Origin of the sequence: Oceanithermus desulfurans, from assembly GCF_014201675.1 — a bacterium.
Classification (GTDB): Bacteria; Deinococcota; Deinococci; order Deinococcales; family Marinithermaceae; genus Oceanithermus; species Oceanithermus desulfurans.
The window spans coordinates 43,133-62,959 of record NZ_JACHEZ010000008.1; the positions used below are offsets into that span (position 1 = coordinate 43,133).

General features: G+C 72.1%; 22 protein-coding genes. 4 read left to right on the forward strand and 18 right to left on the reverse strand.

Annotated features, from left to right (window positions below; all coding sequences use genetic code 11):
* The 7 genes from nuoF to HNQ05_RS10045 all read right to left on the reverse strand — a co-directional run bounded on the left by nuoF (nt 1) and on the right by HNQ05_RS10045 (nt 5,091).
* On the reverse strand, nt 1–1,320 hold the full coding sequence (gene nuoF / locus HNQ05_RS10015) for an NADH-quinone oxidoreductase subunit NuoF (RefSeq protein WP_147146372.1): 1,320 nt from the start codon (nt 1,318–1,320) through the stop codon (nt 1–3).
* Nucleotides 1,317–1,889, reverse strand: a complete 573-nt coding sequence (locus HNQ05_RS10020; RefSeq protein ID WP_147146370.1) for an NADH-quinone oxidoreductase subunit NuoE family protein — start codon at nt 1,887–1,889, stop codon at nt 1,317–1,319. The genes nuoF and HNQ05_RS10020 overlap by 4 nt, the downstream gene beginning before the upstream one ends.
* A gap of 12 nt (nt 1,890–1,901) precedes the next feature.
* Nucleotides 1,902–3,116: an NADH dehydrogenase (quinone) subunit D gene (gene nuoD / locus HNQ05_RS10025; RefSeq protein WP_147146368.1), complete on the reverse strand. Its 1,215-nt coding sequence runs from the start codon at nt 3,114–3,116 to the stop codon at nt 1,902–1,904.
* On the reverse strand, nt 3,113–3,742 hold the full coding sequence (locus tag HNQ05_RS10030; RefSeq protein ID WP_147146366.1) for an NADH-quinone oxidoreductase subunit C: 630 nt from the start codon (nt 3,740–3,742) through the stop codon (nt 3,113–3,115). The genes nuoD and HNQ05_RS10030 overlap by 4 nt, the downstream gene beginning before the upstream one ends.
* A 3-nt stretch (nt 3,743–3,745) precedes the next feature.
* Nucleotides 3,746–4,285 (reverse strand): NuoB/complex I 20 kDa subunit family protein, encoded by a 540-nt coding sequence (locus HNQ05_RS10035; protein ID WP_147146364.1) that lies wholly within the window; start codon nt 4,283–4,285, stop codon nt 3,746–3,748.
* Complete coding sequence (locus tag HNQ05_RS10040; RefSeq protein ID WP_147146362.1) at nt 4,276–4,635, reverse strand: NADH-quinone oxidoreductase subunit A; 360 nt, start codon at nt 4,633–4,635, stop codon at nt 4,276–4,278. Before HNQ05_RS10040 ends, HNQ05_RS10035 begins: the two co-directional genes overlap by 10 nt.
* 186 nt (nt 4,636–4,821) lie before the next feature.
* Nucleotides 4,822–5,091: a hypothetical protein gene (locus HNQ05_RS10045; RefSeq protein WP_147146361.1), complete on the reverse strand. Its 270-nt coding sequence runs from the start codon at nt 5,089–5,091 to the stop codon at nt 4,822–4,824.
* Between the two features lie 116 nt (nt 5,092–5,207).
* Here HNQ05_RS10045 and HNQ05_RS10050 point away from each other — a divergent pair, with 116 nt between their 5' ends.
* Together HNQ05_RS10050 and HNQ05_RS10055 are read left to right on the forward strand one after the other, a co-directional pair.
* On the forward strand, nt 5,208–5,375 hold the full coding sequence (locus HNQ05_RS10050) for a hypothetical protein (protein ID WP_183677791.1): 168 nt from the start codon (nt 5,208–5,210) through the stop codon (nt 5,373–5,375).
* Nucleotides 5,376–5,380: 5 nt separating this feature from the next.
* Nucleotides 5,381–6,049 (forward strand): NHL repeat-containing protein, encoded by a 669-nt coding sequence (locus HNQ05_RS10055; RefSeq protein ID WP_147146359.1) that lies wholly within the window; start codon nt 5,381–5,383, stop codon nt 6,047–6,049.
* On the opposite strand, the gene purN is transcribed toward HNQ05_RS10055, so the two are convergent.
* The 7 genes from purN to purQ are packed head-to-tail and all read right to left on the reverse strand — an operon-like array spanning nt 6,046 to nt 15,502.
* Nucleotides 6,046–6,633 carry a phosphoribosylglycinamide formyltransferase gene (gene purN, locus HNQ05_RS10060; protein WP_147146357.1) on the reverse strand — a complete coding sequence of 196 codons (588 nt, stop codon included), beginning with the start codon at nt 6,631–6,633 and terminating at the stop codon, nt 6,046–6,048. The genes HNQ05_RS10055 and purN overlap by 4 nt on opposite strands.
* Nucleotides 6,626–7,645, reverse strand: a complete 1,020-nt coding sequence (purM, locus tag HNQ05_RS10065; protein ID WP_147146355.1) for a phosphoribosylformylglycinamidine cyclo-ligase — start codon at nt 7,643–7,645, stop codon at nt 6,626–6,628. The genes purN and purM overlap by 8 nt, the downstream gene beginning before the upstream one ends.
* Nucleotides 7,642–8,925 carry a phosphoribosylamine--glycine ligase gene (gene purD, locus HNQ05_RS10070; RefSeq protein ID WP_147146353.1) on the reverse strand — a complete coding sequence of 428 codons (1,284 nt, stop codon included), beginning with the start codon at nt 8,923–8,925 and terminating at the stop codon, nt 7,642–7,644. The genes purM and purD overlap by 4 nt, the downstream gene beginning before the upstream one ends.
* A 2-nt stretch (nt 8,926–8,927) precedes the next feature.
* Nucleotides 8,928–10,328 (reverse strand): amidophosphoribosyltransferase, encoded by a 1,401-nt coding sequence (purF, locus tag HNQ05_RS10075; RefSeq protein ID WP_221266938.1) that lies wholly within the window; start codon nt 10,326–10,328, stop codon nt 8,928–8,930.
* Nucleotides 10,329–10,339: 11 nt separating this feature from the next.
* Nucleotides 10,340–10,837, reverse strand: coding sequence for an AIR carboxylase family protein (locus HNQ05_RS10080; RefSeq protein ID WP_147146349.1), 498 nt, complete (start codon nt 10,835–10,837; stop codon nt 10,340–10,342).
* Nucleotides 10,830–11,801 carry a phosphoribosylaminoimidazolesuccinocarboxamide synthase gene (locus tag HNQ05_RS10085; protein ID WP_147146346.1) on the reverse strand — a complete coding sequence of 324 codons (972 nt, stop codon included), beginning with the start codon at nt 11,799–11,801 and terminating at the stop codon, nt 10,830–10,832. Before HNQ05_RS10085 ends, HNQ05_RS10080 begins: the two co-directional genes overlap by 8 nt.
* 11 nt (nt 11,802–11,812) lie before the next feature.
* The gene (gene purQ, locus HNQ05_RS10090) at nt 11,813–15,502 is read right to left on the reverse strand and encodes a phosphoribosylformylglycinamidine synthase I (protein WP_147146345.1); all 3,690 of its coding nucleotides are present in this window, start codon (nt 15,500–15,502) and stop codon (nt 11,813–11,815) included.
* 158 nt (nt 15,503–15,660) lie between these two features.
* Between purQ and HNQ05_RS10095 the strand changes: the two genes are divergently transcribed.
* Entirely contained in the window at nt 15,661–16,149 is a 489-nt protein-coding gene (locus tag HNQ05_RS10095) for a hypothetical protein (protein ID WP_147146343.1), read from the forward strand.
* Nucleotides 16,150–16,155: 6 nt separating this feature from the next.
* On the opposite strand, the gene HNQ05_RS10100 is transcribed toward HNQ05_RS10095, so the two are convergent.
* Genes HNQ05_RS10100 through HNQ05_RS10110 form a run of 3 tightly spaced genes read right to left on the reverse strand, consistent with a single transcriptional unit; the run spans nt 16,156 to nt 17,731 of the window.
* Nucleotides 16,156–16,731: a hypothetical protein gene (locus HNQ05_RS10100; protein ID WP_147146341.1), complete on the reverse strand. Its 576-nt coding sequence runs from the start codon at nt 16,729–16,731 to the stop codon at nt 16,156–16,158.
* Between the two features lie 3 nt (nt 16,732–16,734).
* Nucleotides 16,735–17,472 carry a TlyA family RNA methyltransferase gene (locus HNQ05_RS10105; RefSeq protein WP_147146339.1) on the reverse strand — a complete coding sequence of 246 codons (738 nt, stop codon included), beginning with the start codon at nt 17,470–17,472 and terminating at the stop codon, nt 16,735–16,737.
* The gene (locus HNQ05_RS10110) at nt 17,465–17,731 is read right to left on the reverse strand and encodes a hypothetical protein (protein WP_147146337.1); all 267 of its coding nucleotides are present in this window, start codon (nt 17,729–17,731) and stop codon (nt 17,465–17,467) included. Before HNQ05_RS10110 ends, HNQ05_RS10105 begins: the two co-directional genes overlap by 8 nt.
* Before the next feature lie 65 nt (nt 17,732–17,796).
* Between HNQ05_RS10110 and HNQ05_RS10115 the strand changes: the two genes are divergently transcribed.
* Nucleotides 17,797–18,879, forward strand: a complete 1,083-nt coding sequence (locus tag HNQ05_RS10115) for a PQQ-dependent sugar dehydrogenase (RefSeq protein ID WP_147146334.1) — start codon at nt 17,797–17,799, stop codon at nt 18,877–18,879.
* Here the strand turns inward: HNQ05_RS10115 and HNQ05_RS10120 are convergent.
* Nucleotides 18,855–19,775: an RluA family pseudouridine synthase gene (locus tag HNQ05_RS10120; protein WP_147146516.1), complete on the reverse strand. Its 921-nt coding sequence runs from the start codon at nt 19,773–19,775 to the stop codon at nt 18,855–18,857. The genes HNQ05_RS10115 and HNQ05_RS10120 overlap by 25 nt on opposite strands.
* Nucleotides 19,776–19,827: the final 52 nt, after the last annotated feature.

Sequence of the window (19,827 nt, forward strand, 5' to 3'; positions counted from 1 at the left end):
TCACCTCCACCTCGGCCCGGACTTCACGGCGCAGCTGCCGTGCTCGATGTGGTGCAGGAACTCGTCGCGGAAGTGCCTGAGCGCCCCGCGGATCGGCCAGACCGCGGCGTCGGCCAGCGGGCAGAAGCTGCGGCCCTCGATCTGGTCGAGCAGGTCCTCCATCGTCTTCAGGTCCTCGTGGGTGGCCTGGCCGCGCTCGAACTTCTCGAAGAGCTGCGGCAGCCAGCCCGAGACCCCTTCACGGCAGGGCGTGCACTTGCCGCAGGACTCGTGGCCGTAGAAGCGGATCAGGTTCCACATCGCGTCCACGATGCAGACTGACTCGGGGATGAGGACCACCCCGCCGGTGCCCAGCGCCGACTTGGCCGCGACGAGCGACTCGTAATCCATGGGCAGGTCCAGGTACTCATCGGTGAAGGGCAGCAGCGGCGTCGAGGAGCCCCCGGGAATGAAGGCCTTGATCGGCTCGGTGGGGCCGCCGGCCCAGTCGTAGATGAGCTCGCGGAAGGTGGTGCCCAGCGGCAGCTCGTAAACGCCGGGGCGACGGGCGGGGCCCGAGACCTGGAAGAGCTTCATGCCCTTCGAGCGCTCCGTGCCCATCTGCGCGAACCAGTCGGCGCCGCGCTGCAGGATGTGCACCACGCTGGCCAGCGACTCGATGTTGTTGATCGTCGTCGGCTTGCCGTAGAGGCCCGACTGCGCCGGGAAGGGCGGCTTCATGCGCGGGTTGGCGCGCAGGCCCTCGAGCGAGTTCATCAGCGCCGTCTCCTCGCCGCAGATGTAGGCCCCCGCGCCCCGGTGCACGTAGAGGTCGAAGTCGAAGCCGGAGCCAAAGAGGTTCTTGCCCAGGTAGCCGCGGTCGTAGGCCTCGCGGATCGCGGCGGTGAGGCGGTCGTAGGCCTTGCGGTACTCGCCGCGGATGTAGACGTAGCCCTTGGTGGCGCGGATGGCGAACCCACCGATGATCATGCCTTCGATCAGCTGGTGCGGGTCGTCCTCCATTAGGTAGCGGTCCTTGAAGGAGGCGGGCTCCGACTCGTCGGCGTTGGCAATCAGGTAGTGCTGCTGGCCGTCGTTGGGCATGAAGCTCCACTTGACGCCGGTGGGAAAGCCGGCGCCGCCGCGCCCGCGTAGGCCGCTCTTCTTGACCTCCTCCACCACCTCTTCGGGCTGCCGGCCGGTGAGCACCGCGCGCGCGGTCTCGTAACCGCCGTGGCCCAGGTAGTAGTCGAGGGTCCAGCTGTTCGGACGGCCCACGTGGGCGTAGAGGGTGGGGGTGAAACGCGGATCGTGACCGCTGGTGATCGGCCCTTCGCTCACGACGCACCCCCTTCCTCGGCCAGCTCGATCGTCGCCTTGCCCATCTTGTCCTCGTCGGGCAGCGTCTGGCGCACCTCCTCGAGCGGCTTGTCCTGCATCAGGCCCTCGAGCAGGGCCTCGAGCCGCGCCTTGGTGACGCGCTCGACGTAGGGCTCATCGTTGATCTGAACGACCGGCCCGGTGTGGCAGCTGCCCAGGCACTCCACCGCCTGGAGGCTGAAGCGGCCGTCCTCGGTCACCTCGCCGGGGAGGATGCCCAGCCGATCGGTGAGGGTGTGCCAAAGCTCGTCCGCCCCCGCCAGCTTGCAGCTGAGCGTCCGGCAGACCTGAAGGTGGTACTTGCCCGTGGGCAGCCCCTGGTAGTAGCTGTAGAAGCTCATCACCCCGGCCACCTCCGTGGCCGTGGTGCCCACCAGCTCGGCGATCTCCTTCATGCGCTCGAAGTCCACGTAGCCCTCGTCCTGCTGCACCCGCCGCAGGAGGGGCATGAGCGCGGAGCGCCGGCGGTCTTCGGGGTACTGCGCAAAGACCTCGGCGAGCCATTCCTGCTTGTCGTCAAAGAAGCCCATGCATTACCTCCGTTAGCGGTCGATGCCCCCGAGCACCGGGTCGAGGGTGGCGAGGATGGCGATGAAGTCGGCGAACTGGTGCCCCTTGCTGGCGTAGGGCAGCGACTGGATGTTGACGAACTCGGGGGTGCGGATCTTGACGCGGTAGGGCATGCTGCCCCCGTCGGAGACGATGTAGTAGGCCAGCTCGCCGCGCGCCGACTCGGTGGGGACGTAGACCTCGCCCGGCGGCGGGTGGAAGCCCTCGGTGACCAGCTTGAAGTGGAAGATCAGGGCCTCCATGCTGCGGCCCAGCATCTCGCGCGGCGGCAGCGAGAGGTGGGGGTTGGGGTCGCGGATCGGACCGGGCTCGAGCCGCTCCACCGCCTGCTCGATGATCCGGTGCGACTGCCGCATCTCCTCGAGGCGCACGATCATGCGGTCGTAGACGTCGCCGCGCGTGCCCAGAGGCACGTCGAAGTCGTACTTGTCGTAACCGCCGTAGGGGTGCGCCTTGCGCACGTCGTAGTTCACGCCGCTGGCGCGCAGGCTGCCGCCGGTGAGGCCCAGGTTGATGGCCACCTCCGGCGGGATGACCCCGATCTCGCGGGCGCGCGACTCGAAGATGGGCGAGCCGTCGAACATCCCCTGGTAGTCGTCCACCTTGGCGGGAAAGCCCGCGAGGAACTTCTTCAACTCGGGAACGAACTCCTCGGGCACGTCCTCCTTCAACCCGCCCACGCGGACGTAGTTGTGGTGGAAGCGCTGGCCGGTCACCCACTCGAAGAGGTCGAGGATGGCCTCGCGCTCGCGGAAGGCGTAGAAGAAGGGGGTCATCGCGCCCAGGTCCAATAGGCCCGTGGCCACGAAGATCAGGTGGCTGGCGATGCGGCTGAGCTCGTTGAGGATGATGCGGATCGTCTCGGCGCGCTCGGGCACCTGCGCCCCCACCAGCTTCTCCACCGTAAGCGCATAGGCGAGGTCGTGGGCGAAGGAGTGCACGTAGTCCATGCGCGGGGTGTAGGTGAAGTTCTGGGTGTAGGTGCGGTGCTCCATCGTCTTCTCGAAGCCCGAGTGCAGGTAGCCGATGTGCGGCACCAGATCGACGATCTCCTCGCCGGCCAGCGTGACCACGACGCGCAGCACGCCGTGGGTGGAGGGGTGCTGCGGGCCGACGTTGAGGACCATCAACTCGCTGCGCAGCTCGCGCGGCTCTTCGCGCGGGGGAACGTCGGTGTGCGGTTTCATGCGTCCTCCCCTTCGGCGGCCTGCGCCCGCCGCACGTCTTCATAGATCTCGGCGTAGCCGCGGCGCGCCCCGCCGCGGCGCCCGGTCAGGCCCGGATCCCCGCCCGCGAGCCCCGCGCGGAACGAGGCGGGGTCGATGTAGCGGCCGTCCTTGAACTGGGTGGGCGTCTCCCCCAGGGGGTAGTCCTTGCGCAGGGGGTGGCCTTCCAGGTCCTCGGGGGTCAGGATCTTGCGCAGGTCGGGGTGCCCCTCGAAGCGGATCCCCAGCAGGTCGAAGATCTCGCGCTCGAAGAAGTTGGCGCTGGCGTAAAAGGGCACGGCCGAGGGAAGCACCGGGTCGCGCTCGGGAACCCAGACCCGGGCGAAGAAGCGCGAGCCGTCGCCGTCCTTCCAGCCCTTGATGGAGACCAGCTCGAAGAGCACCGCGTAGCGTTCGGGCCGGGGCTCGGGGTAGCTGCTGTAGTCGATGCCGATGACGTTGGCCAGGTAGTTGAACCCCAGCTCCTGCATGGCCGGGAAGAAGTCGGCCAGCGCTTCACGCGGAACGTCCAGCCAGACGAGTCCGCGCGCCTCCTCCACGGCGTAGCCGTGCTCGGCGGCGTAGGTTTTGGCGCGTTCGAGTCGCACGGTCTACCCCCTCACCCAGGCCTCGATGGGCGGCAGCTTGCGCCCCGCGTCGTCGTAGGCCTGGCCGCGGATCTTCTTCTGCAGCTGCATCACCGCGTAGATGAGCGCTTCGGGCCGCGGCGGGCAGCCGGGCACGTAGACGTCGACCGGGACCACGCTCTCGACCGACTGGACGATCGCGTAGTTGTTGAACATGCCGCCGGAAGCGGCGCAGGCCCCCATGGCGATGACCCACTTGGGATCGCCCATCTGGTCGTAGACACGGCGCATCACCGGGGCCATCTTCTTCGAGAGCCGGCCGGCGACGATCATCACGTCGGCCTGGCGGGGGCTGGCGCGGAAGACCTCGGAACCGAAGCGGGAGAGGTCGTTGCGGGCGTCGGAAGAGGCCATCATCTCGATGGCGCAGCAGGCCAGCCCAAAGGTGACGGGCCAAAGCGAGTTGGAACGACCCCAGGCCACCAGCTTTTCCAGGGTGGTGAAGAGGATGCCCTCACGCTCGAGCTCCTGCACGTCGCGTTCGAACAGGTCTTTCAATCCCACTTCATCACCCCCTTCTTCCACTCGTAGACGAAGCCCGCGAGCACGATCAGGGTGAACGTCGTCACCGCCCAGAAGCCGGCGAGCCCGAGCTTTCCGGCGTTGACGGCGTAAGGCCAGAGGAAGGCCACCTCGACGTCGAAGATGATGAAGAGCATGGCCACCACGTAAAAATGCACCGGTAGTCGGTGCACCTCGCCGGCCGGGTCGTTGCCCGACTCGTAGGGCATCAGCTTGGTGGGGCTGGGTTTCTTGGGTCCCAGCATCGCCCCCATCGCCAGCATGACCACGCCGATCCCGGCGGCGATCCCCAAGTAGATCAGGATGTTGATGTACTCCGTCGTGGCTTGCAACGTATCCCCTCCTTTTGTGCCATCGTTCACTTGAGCGGCCCTAGGGGTGAGCGAACGATGAAAAACGCAGTCTTCATAAGTTTAACCCGGTCGCAGGTGGCCCACGAGGCCCATTCGTCCCGGTCGCTCTGCGGCCTCAGCCTAGCCCTTCCCCGGGGGCGGGGGCAGCTACGGGCGTCACAATTGCTAGCGGCCGTCGCGCATGCCGCTCTCCTTCCGGGCGCGGCCGCTGCGGTGTTCGGCCTCGCCGGTCTGCGGCGCCCCCATCCAGACGAGCGCCGTGCCTTCGTGGTCGAAGACCAGGGAGCGCACCCGCTGTTCGAGCAGCTCCGTCTTGGCCTTGCCGCGGGCCTTGCCGCGGGCCTCCTCTTCGTTTTCGGCGGCGACCACGTAGACCGACTCGACGACGGGGCCGGCACCCGAACACAGGACGTTGGTGACGAGGTAGAGTTTCATGCCCGCAGTCTAAAGCAGCCCGCGCCCTCCGGCGAAGCTTCGCGGCACAGTGCAACGCCGCCGTAACGCCCCGTGGTTTACAACCTACGCAGCGACCTGGAAAGGAGGACGGGACCGTGAAAACCCTGCGATTCTCCCCAAGCTTGGCCGTGGTTGCTGGATGGCTGGTGGCGCTCGCGTCCCTCGCGGGCTACGCCGGCGCGCCGCAGGCCGCCGCATACCGGTCGCTCCTCGTCGGCACCCGGACGGGCAGCGTCCTGGTGGACCCGCCACCGGAACCGTGAGCGGTATGCTTCCGGCCGCCTACGCACAGGACGTGCACGCCGGCAGGCTCTACCTGGCCGCGAACAACCGCGAGCTGCGCATCTACGACCTGAACGGCGAGCCGCAGAAAACGATCCGTTGCGAACCGGTGACCCAGGCCGTGGGGCTGGTGGCGATCGGCGACGGGCGCATCGCCGTGCTCGACAACAAGGACGACTACGTCCGCTTCCTCGACCCCAGCGGCGCCACCCTCGCCACCGTACCCATACCGGGGGCCGGCGGGTCCTCGCTGCAAAACCTCCACGGCATCGTCGTCGGGGGCGAGCTGGTGGTCAGCGAAAACGGGCGCAAGGCGGTCTTCGCCATCGACCTCGAAAACTACAGCGCGCGCATCCTCAAAGACCTCAGCGGCGAGGTCGGCGGGGCCTGGCTCTCGGGGATCACCTACCTGGACGGCGCCTTCTACGTGGCCAACAACAAGGGGGAGCTCTACCGCTTCCGCGAGGACGGTCCGGCCGAGCTCTTCGCCGCCGGTTTTCCCAAGGCCCTCACCGGCCTGCTCGCCGGCAACGGCGCGCTCTACGCCACCTCCCTGCACGCCGACGAGGTCTACCGGATCGCGCTGGACGACGGCAGTTACACCGTGCTCGCGAAGGGGCTCGACCGCCCGCGCACGATCGACGGCATGCCCTAGCAAGCCCCGAGGACCCTGCGCACCGCCTCGACGAGCAGCCGGTGCTCGACGGCGTGCACCCGCGCCTCGAAGCGCTCGAGGGTGTCGTCCGGCTCGACGGGCACCGGCTCGGAAACGATCACCGGCCCCGCGTCGACCTCGGGAACGACGTGGTGGACCATCACCCCGCCGCTTTTCACCTCGCCGCGGCGGAAGGCCTCGTAGCTGCGGCGGATGGCGTCCAGCCCCGGGAAGGCCCCCGGGAGCGCCGGGTGCAGGTTGATCACCCGGCCGGGGAAACGATCGAGGAAGGACGGGGTGAGGATGCGCATCCAGCCGGCCAGCACCACCAGGTCGGGCTCGGCGGCGGCGACGAAGGCGGCGAGCCGCCGGTCGTAGGCCTCGCGCGGGAGGCCCTTCTCCCTGGGGAAGAACAGCGCCGGCACCCCCGCCCCCCGCGCCCGCTCGAGCGCCCGGCTCGGCTGGTCGGAGACGACCAGCACCACCAGCGCCGGCAGCCCGCCCGCAGCACAGGCGTCGAGCAACGCCTGCAGGTTCGTACCCCGTCCGGAGGCGAGCACCACCAGCCGCGCCGGCTCAGCCATCCACGCCCTCCACGAAGACCCCTTCGCCCGGTACCACCTCGCCGACGCGCCAGCCCCCGTCCAGGACCTCGAGGGCGGCCTCCGCCGCCGCGGGGTCGTAGACGAGCAGCATCCCCAGGCCCATGTTGAAGACGCGGAACATCTCGCGGTCCTCCACCCCGCCGATCCGCTGGATCAGGGAAAAGATCGGGGGCTCGGGCCAGCGGCCGCGGATCAGGCGCGCACCCAGACCCTTGGGCAGCACCCGCGGCAGGTTGCCGTAGACCCCGCCGCCGGTGATGTGGGCGGCCGTTTTGGGCAGGAGCCCCGCGGCCTCGAGCCTCCGCCAGACCGGCAGGTAGCTCGTGTGGGGCTCGAGCAGGGCCTCGGCGACGTTCCGCCCCCCCAGCTCGCTTCGCGGCGCTTCCCAGTCGAGCTCCGCGAGCGCCCGCCGCGCCAGCGAGTAGCCGTTGGTGTGCAGCCCCGAGCTGGCCAGCGCCAGCAGCACGTCGCCGGGCCGGAGCCGCGCCGGATCGGGCAGCCGTTCGCGCTCGGCGTAGCCGACGATGGTGCCCGCCAGGTCCAGCGCCCCCTCGCGGTAGACGCCGGGCATCTCTGCGGTCTCGCCCCCGAGGACGGCCAGCCCCGCCGCCCGTGCGGCCTCGGCCAGCCCCGCCACCACCTCGCCCACCACGTCGGGCTCGAGCCGGGCCGCGGCCAGGTAGTCGAGGAAGAAGAGCGGCCACCCCCCCGCCGCGAGCAGGTCGTCGACCCCGTGGTTCACCAGGTCGGCGCCGAGGCCGCGCCAGCGCCCGACCCGCGCGGCGACGAGCGTCTTGGTGCCCACGCCGTCGGTGGAGGCGAGCAGCACCGGGCGCTCGAGGGCCGCGAGCCGGCCGGCGTCGAAGGCTCCCGCGAACGCCCCCACCCCCGCGATCACGCCGGGGTGCCGGGCCCCGGCGAGCGCCTCTTTGATGCGGCGGGTGGTCTCCTCGGCGGCGTTCAGGTTCACCCCCGCGTCTTCGTACCTCACCCCACCACCTCCGTGCCGATGTCGCGACGGTAGTGCATCCCCTCGAAGCGCACCCGCCGCACCGCGGCGTAGACGCGGGCGCGCGCCTGTTCGGGGGTGTCCGCCCGGCCCACGACGGCCAGCACCCGGCCGCCGGCGGTGACCACGCGCCCCTCCGCGCGCTCGGTGCCGGCGTGGAAGACGTGCACCCCGGGCAGGGCCGCCGCCTGCTCCAAACCCTCGACGGGCAGGCCCTTGGGGTAGGGGCCGGGGTAGCCGGGCGCGGCCAGCACCACGGCCAGCGCCGCCCCCGCGTGTTGCAGCGGCGTGGCGTCGGGCCGCCCCTCCACCGCGTCCATCAGCAGGCGGTAGAGGTCGGTGCGCAACAGCGGCAGCACCGCCTGGGTCTCGGGGTCGCCGAAGCGGGCGTTGAACTCGAGCACCTTGGGGCCGGCGGGCGTCAGCTTGAGCCCGGCGTAGAGCACCCCCAGGTAGGGCGTGCCCCGGGCGGCCAGCGCCGCCAGGGTGGGGGCGATCACCGTGCGCCCCACCTCTTCGAGCAGCCCGGGCGCCAGCGCCACCGGGCTCTGCGCCCCCATGCCCCCGGTGTTGGGCCCCAGACCCCCCTCGTAGATCCGCTTGTAGTCGCGCGCCGGGGGCAGCAGCACGAAGCGCTCGCCCGCGGCCACCGCGAAGACCGAAAGCTCGGGCCCCTCGAGGTAGGCCTCGATCACCACCCGGCGGCCCGCCGCGCCGAAGCGCCCCGCGAACAGGCCCTGCACGAAGGCGCGCGCCTCCTCGTAGTCGCCGGTGACGAGCACACCCTTGCCTGCGGCCAGTCCGCTGGCCTTGACCACCCAGGGCGCGGGCGTCGCCTCCAGGTGCCGCAGCGCCGCCTCCGGGTGCTCGAAGGCGCGCCAGCTCGCCGTGGGCACCCCCGCCTCGTCCATCAGCGCCTTGGCGAAGGCCTTGGAAGCCTCGATGCGCGCCGCCTCGCGCCGGGGGCCGAAGACGGCCAGCCCCGCCTCCGCGAAACGGTCGGCCAGCCCCGCCGCGAGCGGGGCCTCGGGGCCCACCACGGTGAGCGCCACCCCGCGCTCCGCGGCGAAGCCGGCCAGCCCCTCCAGGTCGTCCGCGGCCAGGGGCACCCGCACCATCTCGGCGCGACCCTCGCCCGCGGGTCCGACCGTGCCGGCGTTGCCGGGGGCCACGTAGACCCGCGTCACCTCGGAACTCCCGGCCAGCGCCCAGGCGAGCGCGTGTTCGCGCCCGCCGCCGCCCACCACCAGCACCTCGGCCATCCTCACCCCTCCCCTACCAGCGCGTCCCCTTCGGGGGCCGCAGGTTCCACCGCGAGCGGGTAGCGCCCGCTGAAGCAGGCGTCGCACAGGCCCTCGCGCGTCCCCACCGCCCGCAGCAGCCCGGCGTGGCTCAGGTAGGCGAGGCTGTCGGCGCCGACGTGCGCGCGGATCGCCTCGAGCTCGAGCCGGTGGGCGATGAGCTCGTCGTGGGTCGCCATGTCGAGGCCCATGAAGCAGGGGTGGCGCACCGGCGGCGACGCCACCCGCAGGTGCACCTCGCGCGCCCCCGCCTCGCGCAGCAGCCGCACCAGCGGGCCCGCGGTATTACCGCGCACGATCGAGTCGTCCACGAGCACCACCCGCCGGCCCGCAAGCACGCTGGCGAGCGGGGTGTACTTGAGCCGCACCCCGGTCTTGCGCAGCGCGTCGTCGGGCTCGATGAAGGTGCGGCCGATGTAGCGGTTCTTGATCAACCCTTCGGCGAAGGGCAGGCCCGCGGCCTCGGCGTAGCCGAGCGCGTGGGCCGTGGCCGAGTCGGGCACCCCCACGACGACGTCGGCGTCCGCGGGGGCCTCACGCGCCAGCTCGGCGCCCAGCCGCCGGCGCACCGCGTGCACTTCGCGCCCCGCGAGCACGGTGTCGGGACGGGCGAAGTAGACGTACTCGAAGACGCAGAGCGCCCGCGGGCGCTCTGCGGCGACCTCGAAGACCCGGTAGCCCTCGCGGTCGATGCGGACGACGTGGCCGGGCTCGACCTCGAACACCGGACGGGCCCCCATCGTGGCGAGCGCGCTCGACTCCGAGGCCGCCGCCCAGCCCCCGCCCGCGAGCTCGCCCACCACCAGCGGGCGGAAGCCCCAGGGGTCGCGCAGCGCGTAGACCGCGTCGCGGGTGAGCAGCACCAGCGCGTAGGCCCCCTCGGCCCGCGCCATCAGGCGGCGGATGCGGGCGATCCAGGGGTCGTCCGCGGCCTCCACGGGCAGCGCGAGCAGGCGCAGGATCACCTCGGTGTCGCTGCCGCTGGAGAACCCGATGCCCGCCTCGAGCAGCTCGCGGCGCAGCGCGCGGGCGTTGGTGAGGTTGCCGTTGTGGGCCACGGCCAGCGGCCCCAGCACCGTCTCGACGAGGTGGGGCTGGGCGTTGCGCAGCTGCGTGGCCCCGGTCGTCGAGTAGCGGTTGTGCCCGATCGCCAGCTCGCCCAAAAGCGGACGCAGGTTGTCCTCGTCGAAGACCTGGGCCACCCGCCCCAGGCCCTTGTGGATGTAGGCGGCGCGCCCGTCGGAGCTGGCGATGCCCGCCGCCTCCTGGCCGCGGTGCTGCAGCGCGAAGAGGCCGAAGAAGACGGGCCGCGCCGCCTGCCGCCCGGGCGTGACCGCCCCGGCGACGCCGCAGGCCTCGTGCATCCCGCCCAGCCTCACTCCGGCGCACCCCCGCCCAGCGCCGCGTCGGCGCGCTCGAGCTTCTCCCGCTGCGCCGCCTGGTACGACCGCACCGCCTCCGCCAGCCCGGGTTCGGCCAGGGCCAGGATCTTGACCGCGGCCAGCGCCGCGTTCTCGGGGTCGAGAACGACGAGCGGCGCCACCCCCGAGGGCATGCGCAGCGACGAGGCCAGGTCGTAGGGCGCCCAGGACCCGCTTCCCAGCGGCGGACAGGCGATCACGGGGGCGGCCACCTGGGCGTCGACGAGGCCCGAGAGCGCGTTGGAGCGGCCTGCGATCGTCAGGTAGACGCGCGCCCCGCCGCGGCGTTCGCTTTCGGCGAGGACCTGCAGGAGCCGCTCCGGCGTCTTGTGCGCCGAGGCCACGTGCAAGGACCAGGGCACCCCCAGCCGGTCCAGCAGCGCGGTGGCGCGGCCGGCGTGCTCGGCGTCGGAGGCCGAGCCCATGAGGACGATCACGCGCCCGCTAGCCACGGCCCACCCCCAGTTCGGCCAGCGCCCGCTCCACGTTCCGCTGGATGCGCGGCCCCGCCGGCGACTCGCCGGGCTCGAAACGGGCGCCGGTGAGCCGCTCGAAGACGGTCACGTAGAGCTGGGCGAGCTCGCGCGCCAGCTCCGGAGCGAGCGGCGGCGGCTCCCCCTCGCCGCGGAAACCGCGGGCGGCGTACCACAGGCGCAGGTGTTCCTTGTCGTAGTGGACGATCTCGCCATGCTGGTAGGCGGCCAGGTCCCAGTAACGGCTCGAGTCGGGGGTGTGCACCTCGTCGATCAGCACCAGCTCCCCACCTTGCAGGCCGAACTCGTACTTGGTGTCGACCAGGACGAGGCCGCCCTGACGGGCCACCTCCTGACCGCGCGAAAAGAGTTCGAGGGCCACCTGCTGCACCCGCGCCCAGAGCGCGGGCTCGACCAGGCCGCGCTCGGTCACCTCGGCGGCGGTGAGCCGCTCGTCGTGCTCGCCCGGGGCCGCCTTGGTGGTCGGGGTGATGATGGGCTCGGGCAACGGGTCGTTCTTGGCCAGCCCCTCGGGCAACGGCACCCCGTAGGGAGCGCGCTCGCCGCGTTCGTAGAGGTACCACAGCGAGGTGGTCGTGCTGCCGGTGATGTAGCCGCGCACGATCACCTCGACGGGCAGCGGCTCGGCCTCGCGCGCGATCGTGACGTTGGGGTCGGGCACGCTCACCACGTGGTTCGCCACCAGGTCACGGGTCGCCTCGAACCACCAGGCGGCCAGCTGGTTGAGCACCTGCCCGCGAAAGGGCACGGCCCCCAGCACCCGGTCGAAGGCCGAGATGCGGTCGGTGGCCACGAGCACCCGCAGGTCCCCGGCGCGGTACATGTCGCGCACCTTGCCTGCCTCCCGCGGCCCCAGGCCCTCGAGCCGGGCCTCGAGCAGCGGGTGCTTCCAGGCTTCGTTCCATTCCTCTTCGCTGAACATGCTTCCCTCCCTCATGCGTGTTCCACCAGGCGCCGGAAGAGCGCGAGGCCGTCGAAGCCGCGCTCGCCCCGATGCGCGCGCGGGTGCTGCCAGGAAAAGACGTGGTCTTCGGGGTGGGGCATCAACCCCAGGACGTTGCCCGCGGGGTTGCACAGCCCCGCGACGTGACCCGCCGAGCCGTTGGGGTTGAAGGGGTAGACGGGCTCGCCGCCGCCGGGACGGGCGTAGCGCAGCGCCACCTGACCCGCGGCCTCGAGCCGCCCCAGCGCTTCCGCGCCCCGCACCGCCAGCCGGCCTTCGCCGTGGGCCACCGGGACGTAGAGCGGCGCGGAAAGCCCAGCCACGAAGGGGCAGGCGGCCCCCGGCTCGGGCTCGAGCCAGACCCAGCGGGTCTCGAAGCGGCCGCTGGCGTTGGGCGCCAGCGTGACCGCCGGCGGCCCCGACCCGCCCGGCAGGAAGCCGGCCTTCACCAGCGCCTGGAAGCCGTTGCAGATACCGAGGACCGGCTTGCCGGCGGCAACGAAGGCGTCCACGGCCTCCCCGAAGCGGTCGCGTAACTCCAGGGCCCAGACCTTGCCCGCCCCCAGGTCGTCGCCGTAGGAGAAGCCGCCCGGGAGCAGCAGCAGGTCGAAGGCCGCGAGGTCCCGGGGCTCCAGCTCGGAAAGAGGTACCCGCTCGGGCCGCGCCCCCGCGCGCTCCAGGGCGATGCGGGCGTCACCATCGCGGTTGGTGCCGGGGGCGAAGAGGACGGCCGCCCGCGGCGGGGTGCGGCGCACCGCCGGCGCGGCGTAGGGCTCGGGCGCGGCGCGGTGCGGCCGGGGGTCGGGAGCGAGTTCGCCGCGCCAGGCGCGTTCCAAGGTTTCGAGCGGCCAGCGCCAACTTCCCAGGCGCAGCTCCGGCTCGGGCGTCACCCGCCCCACCCGCGCGGCGGGCCGACCCTCGAAGAGGGCGGCGAACTCCGCTTCGTGGGCCGGGTCCACCTCGACCAGAAACCGCGAGGGCGACTCGGAGAAGAGCAGCTCGGCCTCGCTGAGCGCCTCGACGACCGGCGCGCGCGCCGGGTCGAGGTCCAGCCCCAAGCGCCCGGCGATCGCCATCTCGGCGGCGGCCAGCGCCAGCCCGCCCTCGCTGAGGTCGTGCACGGCCCGCACCCAGCCGGCGCGGACGGCCCGGTGGAGGGCGCGCATCCAGTCCGGCGCGCGCTCGTCGAAGACGGGCAGGCCGCCGGCGGTCACCGGCAGGCCCGCCAGCGCCCCCGCATGGCTTCCCGCGAGCGCCCGGCCGGTGGCGCCCACCAGCCAGACGGGGTCGCCCGGCCGTTTGAGGTCGAGGCTCAGCGCCTCGCTCGCCCGCGCCAGCCGCCCCAAACCCGAGACCACCAGGGTCCCGGGGATGGCGTGGCGCACCCCGCGGGCGTCGGTGTATTCGTTGTTGAGGCTGTCCTTCCCGGAAACGAAAGGGGTGCCGTAGCAGAGCGCCGCGTCGTAGAGCCCCTGGCTGGCGCGCACCAGCCCGCCCAGGCGGTCGGGAAGGTCCGGATCGCCCCAGGAAAAGTTGTCGAGCACGGCGATGCGGTCGGGGTCGGCCCCCACGGCCACCAGGTTGCGTACCGCCTCGTCGAGGGCCATGAAGGCCATCAGGTAGGGGTCCACCGGGTAGAGCCCGGTCGCGAGCCCCACCGCCAGCGCCGCGGCGGGCGGGTCCTCGCCCTGCACCTCCTGGGGCACCAGCACGGCCGCGTCCGCGGGGCCGTGGTTGGCCGCACCCACCAGCGGCCCCTCGGCGGTGCCTCCCTGGACCAGGTGGTCGTAGCGGCGCACCAGCGCCTCCCGGCTCCTCAGGTTGGGGTGCGCCAGCAGCGCGGGCAGCAGCTCCGGCCCCGGCTCGAAGCGGGCGCGCGCCAACCGCGGCGGCCGCCACTCGGCCCGGCGCTCCCGCCGCGGCCAGCCGCCGTGGACGAAGTCCATGGCCAGGTCGGCCACCGCCCGCCCGCCCGCCTCGACGACGAGGCGGCCGCTCGCCTCGAAGCGGCCGATGCGCACGGCCTCCACCCGGTAGCGGCGGGCCAGCTCGGCCAGGTGCTCCCAGCGGTCGGGGGGCACGGCCAGCACCATGCGCTCCTGGGCCTCGCTGAGCCAGATCTCCCAGGGCGCGAGCCCCGGGTACTTCAGTGGCACCCGCTCGAGCTCCACGCGCACCCCCAGCGCTGCGCCCATCTCGCCCACCGCCGAGGAAAGGCCGCCCGCGCCGCAGTCGGTGATCGCGTGGTAGAGCCCCTCGTCGCGCGCCGCCAGCACCAGGTCGGCCACCTTCTTCTCCTGGATGGGGTCGCCGATCTGCACGCTCGCGCCTGCGACCTCGTGGGTGGTGGCGTCCATCGTGGCGCTCGAGAAGGTGGCCCCGCCGATGCCGTCGCGGCCGGTGCGGCCGCCGACGAGGACCACCCAGTCACCCGGCTGCGGCTCGGTGGGATGGCTCCCGCTGGGGAGGACGCCCAGACAGCCGGCGTAGACGAGGGGGTTGGCGGTGTAGCCGGGGTGGAACCAGAGCGCGCCGTTCACCGTGGGCACGCCCATCTTGTTGCCGTAGTCCTCGATGCCGCGGGTCACGCCCTCGTAAACGCGCCGCGGGTGGAGCGCCCCTTCGGGCAGCTCCTCCCGCGGCAGTTCCAGGGGTCCGAAGCAGAGCACATCGGTGACGGCGAGGGGGCGCGCGCTCACCCCCAGCACGTCGCGGATCACCCCGCCCACGCCGGTGCCGGCGCCGCCGAAGGGCTCGAGCGCCGAGGGGTGGTTGTGGGTCTCCACCTTGAAGGCCAGGTCGAACGCCTCCGTGAAGGCCACGATGCCGGCGTTGTCCTCGATGGCCGAGCGCACCCAGGGGCGGTCGAGCCGGTCGGTCGCCCCCTTGATGTAGCTGCGGAGCAGGCCGTCGATGCGCTGGGTCACCTCGCCGCGGCGCTGCCCGGGAGGCGGTCCGGTGTAGACGATCGGCGAGCGGAAGGTCTTGTGGGCGCAGTGCTCGCTCCAGCTCTGGGCCAGGGTCTCGAGCTCCACGTCGGTGGGTTCGCGCCCCTCGCGCTCGAAGTAGGCCTGGATCTGCCGCATCTCCTGGACGTCGAGCGCCAGCCGGCGGGCGCGCGAGAGCTCCGCGAGCCCGGCCTCGTCGAGTTCGCGCAGGGGCACCTCTCGCGCCTCCATGCGCGCGGGTTCGGACTCCACGAAACCCGGCCGCGCCGGCGCGGCCACGCTCCAGTGCTCGACGACCGGGTTGGCCAGCGTACGCGGTGCGCGCTCCGCGAGCCGGGCGGGATCCAGACCCGCTACGTAGTAGCGCCGCCCGGTGGCCGCCCGCACCCCCGCGAGGCCGCGGGCGGTCAGCACCGCGAGCAGCGTCTCGGCCTCGGCGTCGGTGACCCCCGGGTGAAGGGTCACGTCCAGGTAGGTCCAGCCGGGCTCCAGCTCGGGCGGCGCCTCCGCCGGCGCCACCCGCCAGCGCTCGCTCACCGCGTCGGCCAGCACCTCGTCCGCCAGCGCCTCCACCTGCGCGCGGTCCAATCCCTGCAGATAAAACAAGCGCGCGCGCCGTACGGCGCGCGCGCCCAGTTCGCGGGCCAGCAGCTCCGCGTCCGCCCCTCCGTGCACCCCCGTCACCTCGACGACGAAGGTCGCCTGCAACTCCTCACCCTGTGAACGGTTCAATGCGTCACCCTCACCCCGTGTTTTATGGAAAAGTCAGCACCAAGAAGAGCACGACGTCACCCTACGCCCCCGTTATACCAACCCGCCGGTACGATTGAACACCCCGGGACGTCGTCTGGAATACCTATTTGAACGGGAAAATTGGGTAGCTTCGAGCCATGCGAAAACCCTTACCCTTCCCCAACCGGACTCTCGTGCTGCTGTTTGTTCTGGCAACCGCGCACGCCTCCGCACCCTCCCCACAAAAGGTTTTCGATAGCTACCGCGAAGCTCTGCTGGCGCACGACTTCGCCGCCTGGAAATCCACGCTCGCAGAGGAAGCCCTCGCCGACTTGGACGACGCCGCCCGCCAGCTGGTCCAGCGGCGCGGCATCACGCTGGACGAGGCCTGGGCCTACGCCTTCGATCTGTTCGCCGAGATGGAGGCCTGCGCCCGGGACTACAGCGAGCTCTGGAGCCGGATCGGCGAACGCGAGGCGCAGGTCGCCTACCGCTTCCGCGACGCCTGCACCCGCGAGGACATGCGAAAGCATCCCGAACGTTACGAAGGCGTCGAGCTGATCGAAACCGTTCGCGTGGAGTTCGTACGCGAGGCGGACGGCTGGAAAGTCTTGCGCACCGTGGCCCCGGCCACGGCCAAGGAGTAACCGGGATTAGACCTCGCCGCCCAGCGCCCGGATCGCCCGCAGCCAGGCATCACCCTCGGGGCCCATGGGCTCGTGGGTGTGGCGGTGGTCGTACTTTCTCTGGAAGGCGTCAAGGTCGTCCAGGATCTGCCGCAACCGCACGCGCAGCAGCCCGGCCAGCTCGCCTTCGGGAAGGTCGCGCAGGTGGCGCAGGCAGACGAAACCGCGGCCGCGTTCCAGCGCCTTGCGCACCGCCTCGAGGGGCAGCGACCGCAGACTCTCCAGGTAGCGGCCTTCGGCGGCGGCCTGCACCTCGCAGGCAGGGCAGCGCACCCGCGCGTGGGGGTGCTCCAGCTCGGCGGCGAGGAGGTCCTGGGTGAGGATGGCCAGGGGGAAGGCCGGCGCCTCCAGGTCGCGCGCCTCGCGCCAGTGGCGGCCGCAGAGCCCCCCGCGGCGGCGCCAGTCGTCGCGGAGGGCGGGGTCGTTGATCCCGCCCTCGATGACCCCCGCCAGGTAGCCGCGCGCCGCCTTGCGGGCCAGCGTGCAGACCGGGCAGCGGGGCTCTGCGAACGCCTCGAGGACTTCGTGTTCGCTCAGGTGCACGCTTCAGCTTACGCCCGCAGACGGCCGTTCCAGGTAGAGCCAGAACTCCCGGTTGCCCTCCCTGCCCGGCAGGGGGCTCTCGGCCTCGCCCGCCACCCGGAACCCGGCCTCCCGGGCGGCCGCCTTCACCCGTTCGAGCGCCCGCCTGCGCTGGGCCTCGTCCCGCACCACCCCGGCGTGGCTCCCGGGCTCGAGCTCGAACTGGGGCTTGACGAGGACGAGCGCCCGGCCGCCGGGCCGGATCAGGCGCGGCAGGTTGGGCAGGATCAGAGTGCTGGAGATGAAGGAAACGTCCATCACCGCGCCGTCCAGCGGCTCGGGCAGCGCCTCCAGGTGGCGGGCGTTGACCCCTTCCATCACCACCACCCGCGGATCCGCGCGCAGGCGCGGGTGCAGCTGGCCGTGGCCCACGTCCAGCGCGTAGACCCTGCGGGCGCCGCGCTCGAGCAGCACCTGGGTGAAACCGCCGGTGCCCGCGCCCACGTCGGCCCAGACCTCCCCTGCGGGCTCGAGCTCGAAGGCAGCGAGCGCCCCCAACAGCTTGTGGGCCGCCCGCCCCACGTAGGGCGCGGGGCCGCGAACCTCGATGGTGGCCTCCGGCCCCACCCGGTGGCTGGGCTTGGTCACCACCGCGCCGTCGACCCGCACCCGGCCGGCGCGGATCAGCTCCTGGGCCTTGGCGCGGCTTTCCACCAGGCCGCGCGCGGCCAGGGCCACGTCCAGTCGGACCCGTTCAGCCATGCACCCCGACGTCGAGCCGCCGCAGGATCTCCACCAGCGGCGCCTCGTCCGAAAGCGCCGCCTCGTCCTCGACGAGGCGCCACAACCCCGTACGCAGGTTGCCTCGCAGCCGTCTTCGCCCACCCGGCAGGCGGACCTCCACCTCGCCGAAGGGGGCCTCGAGGGTCAGGCCGGGCTCGAAGCCGAGGGCCCGCGCCACCTCGCGGCGCGCCGCCTGCATCCGGCTCTCCCAGGTGTCCCAGTTCACGTCGACCACCACCCCCGATTATCGCACGCGCCCGCCCCGCGCCGGTCCTGCTATGCTGCGTACCACAGGGGGGCATCATGAAACGAATCCTAAGCGGTGGCTTGCTGGTGTTCGCGCTGGCCTGGGCGCAGGGGGTGGGGCTCGAGCCCGTGGCCACGGGGCTGGACAAGCCGCTCTACCTCACCCAGGAACCGGGCGGTCCGCTCCTCGTGCTCGAGCAGCGGGGGCGCGTCCTGGCGCTCGCAGGCGCGAAGAAGACGCTCTGGCTGGACGTGCGCAAGAAGGTGAGCTGCTGCGGCGAGCGGGGGCTTCTGGGCCTGGCCTTCCACCCCGGCTACGCGCAGAACCGCCGCTTCTTCCTCAACTACACCGACCGCCGCGGCCGCACCGTGATCGAGGAGTACCGCGCCGGGCGGCCCTACCGGGTGCTGCTCACCATCGACCAGCCCTACGCCAACCACAACGGGGGGCACCTCGCCTTCGGCCCCGACGGCTACCTCTACATCGGCACCGGCGACGGCGGTTCGGGGGGCGACCCCCAGGGCCACGCCCAGAACCCCGGGAGCCTGCTGGGCAAGATGCTGCGCATCGACGTGGACCGCGGTGATCCCTACGCCGTCCCCGAGGACAACCCCTTCGTGGCCAACCCCAGGTACCGTCCGGAGATCTGGGCGCTGGGGCTACGCAACCCCTGGCGCTACAGCTTCGACCGCGAAACCGGCGACCTCTTCATCGCCGACGTGGGCCAGAACAAGTGGGAAGAGGTGGACTACGTCCCTGCGCCGATGAGCACGAGCGGCGGCTGGAACTTCGGCTGGAACATCATGGAGGGCAACCACTGCTTCAAGCCCGCCAAGAACTGCAAGCGCGCGGGCCTGGTGCCGCCCATCCTCGAGTACGGCCACGACCAGGGGTGCTCGATCACCGGCGGCTACGTCTACCGCGGGCGGGCCATCCCCGAGCTGGTGGGGGCCTACATCTACGGCGACTACTGCAGCGGCAAGGTCTGGGCCGCCCGCTGGACCGGGGACCGCTGGCAGAGCGAGCTGCTGCTCCAGACCAAGCTGCGCATCAGCAGCTTTGGCGAGGACGCCGCCGGCGAGGTCTACCTGGTCGACCACGGCGGCGGCGCGGTCTACCGGCTGGTTCCGGCGCGCTGAACCCCTTCGGGCCAGACCCCGCCCGCGACCTCCCAGCCGCGGGCCATGTCTTCGGGCACGGGGGCGGTGAAGCTCAGGATCTTGCCGCTCTTCGGGTGCGGCACCCGCAGCTCGTAGGCGTGCAGCGCCAGACGGTCGATGAACGGCGAGGGCTTGCCGTAGAGGGGATCGGCCCAGATGGGGGTGTGCAGGTGCTTGAGGTGCACCCGGATCTGGTGGGTGCGGCCGGTGTGGGGCCGCGCCTCGACGAGGGCCCGCCCCCCGGCCTCGGCGACCACCTCGAAGTCGGTCTCGGCGTAGCGCGCCTTGATGCCGCCGGTGTGCATCTTGAAGCGGTGCACCGGGTGACGACCGATGGGCGCGATCACCGTGGTGTTCGCGGGCACCCCCTCGGTCAGGGCGACGTAGCGCTTGAAGACGAAACGCTGCTTGAAGGCGTCGGCGAGCCGCCTGAGCGCCGCCTCGTGCCGGGCCACGACGATCACCCCCGAGGTCTCCTTGTCGAGCCGGTGCACGATCCCGGGCCGCACCGGCTCGCCCCCGGGCTCGACCCAGCGGCCCAGCAGGGCGTTGACCAGCGTGCCGCGCGTTACCCCGGGGGCCGGGTGGGTGACCATGCCCGCGGGCTTGTTGACGACGACCATGTCCTCGTCCTCGTAAAGGATCTCGACGCTCAGGTCCTCGGCCTCGACGCGCGCGGGGGGCTCGGGCGGCACCTCCACCTCGACCCGCTCGCCGGCGAGGCGGCGGGCCGGCTTGGTGACCACCTCGCCGGCGACGCGCACGTGGCCGCCGCTGATCCAGGCCTGCGCGCGGGCGCGGCTCACCCCCAGCGCCCGCGCCAGCGCCTGATCCAGACGCTCGCCCTCGGCTTCGAAGACGTGGGAACCCTGCACCTTCACCCGACCATCATAGCCGCCGCGGGTGAGAGCCCCCAAGTAGAATGGG